The organism is Actinoplanes sp. NPDC048791, from assembly GCF_040650095.1.
In the GTDB taxonomy this organism is placed as follows: domain Bacteria; phylum Actinomycetota; class Actinomycetes; order Mycobacteriales; family Micromonosporaceae; genus Actinoplanes.
In genome coordinates, this window is record NZ_JBEZGQ010000527.1 from 1 (window position 1) to 5,892 (window position 5,892).

Consider the following 5,892-nt stretch of genomic DNA (forward strand, 5'->3'; position numbering starts at 1 on the left):
GCTCGCCCGGGCGGCCGAGCGGATCGACGTGACCGTCCGCCCGCCGCTGCGCCGGTCACTGCCGCGCTGGTCGCTGCCGCTGCTGCCGCTGCTGGGCGCGCTGGTGGCCGGGATGTGCGCGCTGGTCGCGGCCGGGCTGGTGACCTTCGGGGGTACGGGGATCCCGGGCGGTGCCGTGCTGCGCGGACTGGGCTGGCTGGCGTTCGTGGTCGCGCCGTCCGCGGGCGTACCGGTGGCTGCCGCGCTCGCCCACCGCAAGCTGCGGGCCCGGCTCGACATCGGCGGGATCGGGCTGACCCTGATCGGCGGGATGCTCGCCGCGACCGTGCTCTCGGTGACCTTCGCGTCCTCCCGCTGACCTGCCCCCCGTATGGTCTCTGCCTATGGAAGAGACCGCGATCGAGGTCAATGGCCTGCGCAAGCTCTACGGTGACACCGCCGCCGTGGACGGCCTCGATCTCACGGTCCGGCGCGGCGAGATCTTCGCGCTGCTCGGACCGAACGGGGCCGGCAAGACGACCACTGTGGAGATTCTCGAGGGCTACCGCCGGCGCGACGGCGGGCAGGTGAGCGTGCTCGGGGTGGACCCGGCCGTGGTGCACGGCCGGGGCACCCGTACGGATCCGGCCGTCCGGCGCTGGCGGGAGCGGGTCGGCATCGTCCTGCAGGGCACCGGCGAGTTCGACGAGCTGACCGTGGGCGAGGTCGTCGCCCACTTCGCCCGCTTCTACCCCGCCCCCGACGACCCGGCCGCGGTGATCGACCGGGTCGGCCTGTCCAGCAAGGCCCGGGCCCGCACGCACACCCTCTCCGGCGGCCAGAAGCGCCGCCTCGACGTGGCCCTGGGCATCATCGGCCGCCCCGAGCTGCTCTTCCTGGACGAGCCCACCACCGGCTTCGACCCGCAGGCCCGGCGCGAGTTCTGGGCGCTGATCCGGGACCTGGCCGGGGCCGGGACCACGATCGTGCTGACCACGCACTACCTGGAGGAGGCGGAGACCCTGGCCGACCGGGTCGGGGTCATCACGGCCGGCCGGCTCATCGCGGTGGACACGCCCCGCGAGCTCGGCAACCGGGACTCTGCTCTGGCGACCGTCTCCTGGCGTACCCCCGAAGGGGTCTGGGAACGCGCGGAGAGCGCGACGCCGACGGCGCTGGTGGCCGACCTGGCCGCGCGCTTCGACGGCGAGGTGCCGGGCCTGACCGTCACCCGGCCGACGCTGGAGGACATCTACCTCACCATGATCGGAGCGAAGGCATGAACCTCGGCCTCAGGCAGGGTGTGCTGGAGATCCGGCAGTTCCTGCGCAGCCGCGAGCAGGTGATGTTCACGCTGGCCTTCCCGGCGATCCTCATCCTGGTCTTCGGCTCGATCTTCTCCGGCGACATCGGCAACGGCGTCAAGTTCACCCAGTACTTCGTCACCGGCATGATCGCCACCGGGCTGATGACGGCCGGCTTCCAGGCGCTGGCCATCCAGATCCCGCAGGAACGCGACCGGGGTGTGCTCAAGCGGCTGCTCGGCACGCCGATGCCGCGCTGGGTCTACTTCGCCGGCAAGGTGCTGATGGTGGCGTTCATCGCGGTGCTGGAGACCGTCATCCTGCTGACCGTGGCGACGCTGCTGTTCGACCTGGACCTGCCGGACACCGCGGCGAAGTGGCTGACGTTCCTGTGGGTGTCGGTGCTGGGCATCACCGCGTGCACGCTCTGCGGGGTGGCGTTCTCGTCGCTCGCGCGTACAGGTCGCAGCGCTCCCGCCGTGGTCACCCCGGTCGCGCTGATCCTGCAGTTCATCTCCGGGGTGTTCTTCGTCTTCACCAGCCTGCCGGGCTGGATGCAGAACGTCGCCGCGCTGTTCCCGCTCAAGTGGATGTGTCAGGGGCTGCGCGCGGTGTTCCTGCCCGAGCAGTTCGCCGCGCAGGAACCCGGCGGCTCGTACGACCTGCCCAAGGTCGCCCTGGTGCTCGGGGTGTGGTGCCTGGTGGCCCTCGTCCTGTGTCTGACCACGTTCCGATGGACCACCAAGCGCGACGGCTGACTACTCGCCGTACGAGTAGAAGCCCTTGCCGGTCTTGCGACCGAGGTCGCCGGCGGTGACCATGCGCTGCAGCAGCTCCGGCGGGAAGAACTTCTCGTCCGCGGTGTCGTGGTAGATGTTCGACGTCGCGTTGAGCATGACGTCCAGGCCGGTCAGGTCGACGGTGGCCAGCGGGCCCATGGCGTGCCCGAAGCCGAGCTTCATCACCGTGTCCAGGTCGGCGGCCGACACCACGCCGGTCTCGACCAGCTTGATCGCCTCGACCAGCAGCGCGGAGAAGAGCCGGTTGGAGACGAAGCCGGCCACGTCCCGCTTGACCTCGACGCAGGTCTTGCCGACCTCCTCGGCGAAGTTGCGCGCACTGGCCATCGTCTCGTCCGAGGTCTGGTAGCCGCGGACCAGCTCGACCAGCTTCATCATCGGCACCGGCGAGAAGAAGTGGATGCCCACGACCGACTCCGGCCGCGAGGTGACCGCCGCGATCTGGGTGATCGGGATGGCCGAGGTGTTGGTGCCGAGCACCGCGCCGGGCTTGCAGATCTTGTCGAGCGCGCGGAAGACCTCGTGCTTGGCCTCCAGCTTCTCGAAGATCGCCTCGACCACCACGTCGGCGTCGGCCATCGCGTCGAGCTCGGTCGTGGTGGTGATCCGGGCGACCGCCGCCTCGGCGTCCTCCGCCGAGATCTTGCCCTTGGTCGCGAAGCGGCCCAGGGACTCCCGGATCGCCGCCACGCCCCGGGCCAGCGAGGCCTCGTCCAGGTCCCGCAGGGTGACCTGCCAGCCGGCCTGGGCCGCCACCTGGGCGATGCCCGAACCCATCAGACCGGAGCCGATGACCGCGAGTCGACCCGCCATGTGTGCTCTCCTTCTCCACGTTGAGGTAACGCCGACAGCCTAGCCGCCGTGCTTAACGAACGCTCAGGGCCTCGATCGGGGCAAATCCCGGGAAATCCCCCGTCGCCGGTGCCAGACTGTGCCCATGCCACCAAGCGACGGCTGGTACCTCCTCGGGCCGTTCATCGCCGTCGCCCTCGTCGGTTTCCTCGGCGCGATCTTCTGGCGGATGGGACTGCAGTGGACGCAGGCCCGCGAGGACCCGCTCCGCGAGCTGTACTCGGGCCTGGCCATCTTCGGCGAGGCCGAGGACTACGGCCTGCTCTGCCCGGCCGCGGCGACCGACGACCCGGACATCGCCGAGGAGATCCGCACCCTGCTGGCGGCCGCGGGCATCCGCTCGACCTCGGCGGTACGCCCGGACGGCCGGCTGCTGGTGCTGGTCTTCCCGGAGGAAGTGGACGAGGCCCGCCGGCTCGTCGGCGGCTCCCCGGCGCTCTGACTCAGAAATCGAACGTCGGCTCGGCGACCACCGCGCGCTCGACGTCCACGCCCAGGCTGGCCAGGTCCGACACGAAGTCCGGGTAGCCGCGGTCGATGTGGTGCACCTCGCCGACCTCGGTGACGCCGTCCGCGCACAGCCCGGCGATGACCAGCCCCGCGCCCGCCCGGATGTCGGTGGCCCGGACCGGCGCGCCAGAGAGGCGCTCGCGGCCGTTGACCACCGCGTGGTGGCCGTCGGTACGGATGTCGGAGCCCAGCCGGACCATCTCGTTCACGAACATGAACCGGCCGTCGAAGATGTTCTCGGTGATCAGCGAGGAGCCCGCGCTCACCGCGGCCAGCCCGATCGCCATCGGCAGCAGGTCCGTGGCGAAGCCCGGGTACGGCAGGGTCACGATGTCGACGGCCTTGGGGCGGTCGTCCATGCGTACCCGGAACTGGTTGTCACCCGGCTCGACCACCGCGCCGGCCGAGACCAGCTTGTCCAGGGCGATCGCCAGGTATTCCGGCCGGACGCCGTGCACGGTGACGTCGCCGCGGGTCATCGCCGCACCGAACGCCCAGGTGCCGCCGACGATCCGGTCGCCCACCGTGGTGTGCCGCACCGGCTTGAGCGCCTCGACGCCCTCGACGGTCAGGGTGGAGGTGCCGGCGCCGTCGATCTGCGCGCCCATCGCGGTCAGCATGTCGCAGATGTCGACGATCTCCGGCTCGCGGGCGGCGTTGTCGATCTCCGTGACGCCCTTGGCCAGGACCGCGGCCATCAGCAGGTTCTCGGTCGCGCCGACGCTGGGGAAGTCCAGCCAGATCTTGCCGCCGTGCAGGCCGCCGGGGGCCGAGGCGATCACGAAGCCGTGCTCGCCGGAGATCTCCGCGCCCATCCGGGCCAGGCCGGCGACGTGCATGTCGAGCCCGCGGGAGCCGATCGCGTCGCCGCCCGGGTGCGCGACCCGCACGTAGCCGCGGCGGGCCAGCAGCGGGCCCAGCACGCAGATGGACGCGCGCAGCCGGCGCACCAGGTCGTAGTCGGTCTCGCTGCCGGGCTCGGCGGGCACGTCGATGGTCGCCTCACCGTTGGCCAGCGACACCTCGCAGCCCAGCCGGCGCAGCACCTCAGCCATGATCGCCACGTCGGTGATGCGCGGCACGTTGGCCACCACGCTGCGGCCCTCGGCGAGCAGGGCGACCGCCATGAGCTTGAGCGCGGAGTTCTTCGCGCCGCCGACTGTGACGTCGCCGGACAGACGGGCGCCACCCTTGACTCTGATCACATCCACGCGGGCCATCGTATGGGTCGCGCCCACCCGCCTCCGTAGGGTGGGGGGCATGGCCGTGCATCTCACCCGCATTTACACCCGCACCGGCGACGCCGGTTCGACCCGCCTGGGCAACAACGAGGTGGCCGCGAAGACCGATCCCCGGGTCGTCGCGTACGCGGACGCCGACGAGTGCAACGCCGCGATCGGGGTGGCGCTCGCGATGGGCGCGCTCGCCCCGGACGTGAAGAGCGTGCTCACCGCGGTGCAGAACGACCTGTTCGATGTGGGCGCCGACCTGTGCAACCCGCTGGCCGAGGACCCGCCGTACCCGCCGCTGCGGATCACCGAGGCGTACGTGACCCGGCTCGAGGGCTGGTGCGACGAATACAACGAGCAGCTGCCGGAGCTCGACTCGTTCGTGCTGCCGGGCGGGACGCCGGGGGCGGCGCTGCTGCACGTGGCGCGCACGGTCGCCCGCCGCGCGGAACGCTCGGCGTGGGCGCTCTACGAGGTCGAGCAGGAGCGCACGTCGCTGCTGCCGGCGAAATACCTGAACAGGCTCTCCGACCTGCTGTTCATCCTGGGCCGCACGGCCAACCCGGGCGGCGACGTGAAGTGGGTGCCGGGCGGGGTCTCTTGACCCTGCTTTACGGGCGCGCTGGGCCCTTGGGGATTGCTGCTCGGTGAGCTGGGCTGGCAGCCGTACCAGAAATGGCCGAAGGGCCACTCGTGGCGGCACGGGGACGTGTATCTGATGCTGGAGCAGTCCCCGGGCGCTGTCCGGCACCGTGCACGACCGGCGGGCGCCCGGCCTGAACCACCTGGCGTTCACGGTGGCCGGTGAGGCCGAGGTGGACCGGCTCACCGAGGCGGCACCGGCACGCGGCTGGTCACTGATGTTCGCCGACCGGCATCCGCGCGCGGGCGGGCCGGAAAGCTATGCGGCCTACCTGGAGGACGCCTGGGGGTATGAGGTGGAGCTTTGTTCTGGGCCGCCCTCTTGAATTCTTAGATTCACGGCTACGCGTCTCTGGGTGCACAACCGCATCAGTGGGGCTGACGTCCCCGCAGCTTTCTGGCCCGTGCCGGGTCAAGGCCGTGGGATCTGCTGCCGGGCGGTCCGGTCGTTCCGCGCCGAGGGGTCAGCGGGCCGACGTGCGACGTGCCGGCGGTCCGGCGTGCATTGGGCCGGCAAGCCCTGGGCAGGCGTGCGGTGGGCCGGTGGGCCAGCGGGCGCTGGGACGGGCCGGCGGG

Annotated in this window: 7 protein-coding genes and 1 pseudogene; 6 read left to right on the plus strand and 2 right to left on the minus strand. The window is 71.4% G+C overall.

Going from position 1 to position 5,892, the window contains the following annotated elements:
- From AB0C29_RS30015 to AB0C29_RS30025, 3 genes and pseudogenes are all read left to right on the plus strand, one after another.
- A pseudogene (locus tag AB0C29_RS30015) lies at window positions 1-358 on the plus strand (hypothetical protein); the annotation flags it as partial.
- Window positions 359-383: 25 nt separating this feature from the next.
- Window positions 384-1,262 carry an ABC transporter ATP-binding protein gene (locus tag AB0C29_RS30020; RefSeq protein ID WP_360827060.1) on the plus strand — a complete coding sequence of 293 codons (879 nt, stop codon included), beginning with the start codon at window positions 384-386 and terminating at the stop codon, window positions 1,260-1,262.
- On the plus strand, window positions 1,259-2,041 hold the full coding sequence (locus AB0C29_RS30025) for an ABC transporter permease (protein WP_360827062.1): 783 nt from the start codon (window positions 1,259-1,261) through the stop codon (window positions 2,039-2,041). Before AB0C29_RS30020 ends, AB0C29_RS30025 begins: the two co-directional genes overlap by 4 nt.
- On the opposite strand, the gene AB0C29_RS30030 is transcribed toward AB0C29_RS30025, so the two are convergent.
- The gene (locus AB0C29_RS30030) at window positions 2,042-2,896 is read right to left on the minus strand and encodes a 3-hydroxyacyl-CoA dehydrogenase family protein (protein ID WP_360827065.1); all 855 of its coding nucleotides are present in this window, start codon (window positions 2,894-2,896) and stop codon (window positions 2,042-2,044) included.
- 124 nt (window positions 2,897-3,020) lie between these two features.
- On the opposite strand from AB0C29_RS30030, the gene AB0C29_RS30035 reads away from it, so the two are divergent.
- Window positions 3,021-3,377, plus strand: coding sequence for a hypothetical protein (locus AB0C29_RS30035; RefSeq protein ID WP_360827069.1), 357 nt, complete (start codon window positions 3,021-3,023; stop codon window positions 3,375-3,377).
- 1 nt (window position 3,378) lies between these two features.
- Here AB0C29_RS30035 and murA read toward each other — a convergent pair whose 3' ends face one another.
- Window positions 3,379-4,665, minus strand: coding sequence for a UDP-N-acetylglucosamine 1-carboxyvinyltransferase (gene murA / locus AB0C29_RS30040; protein ID WP_360827078.1), 1,287 nt, complete (start codon window positions 4,663-4,665; stop codon window positions 3,379-3,381).
- A gap of 40 nt (window positions 4,666-4,705) precedes the next feature.
- Between murA and AB0C29_RS30045 the strand changes: the two genes are divergently transcribed.
- Window positions 4,706-5,278 carry a cob(I)yrinic acid a,c-diamide adenosyltransferase gene (locus AB0C29_RS30045; protein WP_360827072.1) on the plus strand — a complete coding sequence of 191 codons (573 nt, stop codon included), beginning with the start codon at window positions 4,706-4,708 and terminating at the stop codon, window positions 5,276-5,278.
- A gap of 148 nt (window positions 5,279-5,426) precedes the next feature.
- On the plus strand, window positions 5,427-5,642 hold the full coding sequence (locus AB0C29_RS30050; RefSeq protein ID WP_360827075.1) for a hypothetical protein: 216 nt from the start codon (window positions 5,427-5,429) through the stop codon (window positions 5,640-5,642).
- Window positions 5,643-5,892 lie beyond the last annotated feature (250 nt).

Excerpts from the sequence above, each read along its gene's own strand:
- AB0C29_RS30020 (WP_360827060.1), top strand. The coding sequence starts at position 384 with ATGGAAGAGACCGCGATCGAGGTCAATGGCCTGCGCAAGCTCTACGGT.
- AB0C29_RS30025 (WP_360827062.1), top strand. The coding sequence starts at position 1,259 with ATGAACCTCGGCCTCAGGCAGGGTGTGCTGGAGATCCGGCAGTTCCTG.
- AB0C29_RS30030 (WP_360827065.1), bottom strand. The coding sequence starts at position 2,896 with ATGGCGGGTCGACTCGCGGTCATCGGCTCCGGTCTGATGGGTTCGGGC.
- AB0C29_RS30035 (WP_360827069.1), top strand. The coding sequence starts at position 3,021 with ATGCCACCAAGCGACGGCTGGTACCTCCTCGGGCCGTTCATCGCCGTC.
- murA (WP_360827078.1), bottom strand. The coding sequence starts at position 4,665 with ATGGCCCGCGTGGATGTGATCAGAGTCAAGGGTGGCGCCCGTCTGTCC.
- AB0C29_RS30045 (WP_360827072.1), top strand. The coding sequence starts at position 4,706 with ATGGCCGTGCATCTCACCCGCATTTACACCCGCACCGGCGACGCCGGT.